The sequence below is a fragment of the Glaesserella australis genome (genome assembly GCF_003260095.1).
GTDB classification, from domain to species: Bacteria; Pseudomonadota; Gammaproteobacteria; order Enterobacterales; family Pasteurellaceae; genus Glaesserella; species Glaesserella australis.
The window spans coordinates 1-1,906 of sequence record NZ_PTPX01000007.1 but is presented as its reverse complement, the minus strand read 5'-3'; the positions used below and the strand labels follow the sequence as shown (position 1 = coordinate 1,906).

General features: G+C 38.2%; 1 protein-coding gene. It reads left to right on the top strand.

Features of this window, described 5'->3' with window-relative positions:
- Positions 1-1,781, top strand: a 1,781-nt coding sequence (locus C5N92_RS11210) for a YadA family autotransporter adhesin (RefSeq protein ID WP_181015867.1), incomplete at its 5' end; no start/stop codon positions are given.
- Positions 1,782-1,906 lie beyond the last annotated feature (125 nt).

Below are 1,906 nucleotides of genomic sequence, written 5' to 3'. Positions count from 1 at the left end.
CTAAAGATGGCACGGTGACATCGGATGCGAAGGGAGATAACTTTGCGACGGCGGAAGATGTTGCAGATGCGATAAACAGTGCGAGTAAGGCAGCGAAGACGGAAGTTGTTCAAGGTGACAACATTGTTGTGAGTAGCGAGACCGGTACTGATGGGCAGACTATCTACACTGTTGCAACAGCTAAAGATCTCAATGTAAATAGCGTGAATTTAGGTAATGTTGTATTAAATACAAATGGTTTAGTCTTTGGCAATAATGGTCCAAGCATCACGTTCTCTGGCATTAATGCAGGGAATAAAGTGATTACTAATGTTGCGAATGGCTCTATTTCATCGACTAGTACAGATGCAGTTAATGGAAGCCAGTTATATGCTGTAACTCAAACAGCAGTAGCGGCAAAAACTGAAGTTGTACAGGGAGATAACATCGTTGTAAACAGCACAACTGGAGCAAATGGGCAAACTATTTATACGGTATCAACAGCTAAAGATCTTGTTGTAGATAGTGTGAAATCAGGAGATACGACATTAAATAATGATGGTTTAAGTATCAATGGTGGACCGCAGATCACAAAAGATGGGATTACTGGTGTTGCCGATGGTGATATTTCTCCAGATAGCACAGATGCAGTAAACGGTAGCCAATTGTATGATGTTCAGCAAGCGGCGAAAGCGGCAAAAACTGAAGTGTTAGCAGGAAATAACATTGTAGTAAATAGTAATGTGGGAAGTAACGGACAGACTATTTATACAGTTGAAACTGCAAAAGATTTAACTGTGGATAGCATAACTGCAGGTAATACCGTATTGAATAATAATGGTCTAGCTATTAACGGTGGTCCAAGTGTTACTAAAACAGGTATTGATGCAGGTAATGTGAAAATTACAGGCGTTGCAACTGGTACAGCAGATACAGACGCAGTAAATGTGAAGCAATTAACAGACTCGATTACCGCAGCGAAAACAACGGTTTCATCTAATGATAATTCTATTACTGTAGTATCAAGTGGTAATAATCACGATCTATCTGTAAATACAGATGGTACTTCTATTCGTAATGGCAAAAATGGCTTAGAAGTTGTGAAAGGTGAAATCAGTACAAACGATAATGGTCAAGCAGTTGTAACTTCAGGCGATAAATCTTCTCTTGCAACAACAGGGGATGTAGTAAATGCTGTGAATAATGTTTCTTGGACTGTGGCTGTAGGCGAAGTAGAAGGCTCTAATGGTAATGCAAGTAGCTATTCAGCTAAAGATAACAAAGTTAAAGCTGGAGATTCAGTTTCTGTAAATGCAGGTAATAATATTGTTATTAGCGGTTCAGGTAAGAACATTAATGTTGCGGTTTCAGATAAGCCAACATTTAATAGTATTCAGTCTAATTCAGTTAATATCGTAGATGGTCCATCAATTAACTCTGATGGTATTAATATGAATAATAAGAGAATTACAAATGTTGCGCCTGGTCGTGATGCAGGAGATGCCGTAAATGTAGAGCAATTGAATAATGCAATGGCTAATGTCAATAATAAAGTTCATTCAGTCGATAAGAACTTACGTAGTGGTGTTGCTGGTGCAGTGGCAATTGGCTCTTTAGTTCAAGCCTATAATCCAAGCGATTCATTATTAGCAGTTGGTGGTGGTACCTATCGTGGTGCGTCAGCACTTGCCTTAGGTTATTCTAAAGTTTCTGATAATGGAAAAATCATCTTGAAGGTAACTGGTAGTGTGAATAACTCTGGTCACTATATGGGTGGTGCAAGTGTAGGATATAAATTCTAATAAAATGAAAAGAAGTGGATTGTTCCACTTCTTTGATGAATATTGGAAGGCATAATAGACAAAATTGTTGCTAAAAAGTAGCTTAAAGCCTTATAGTACAAGGCTTTAAGCCTACTTTTTGAAAT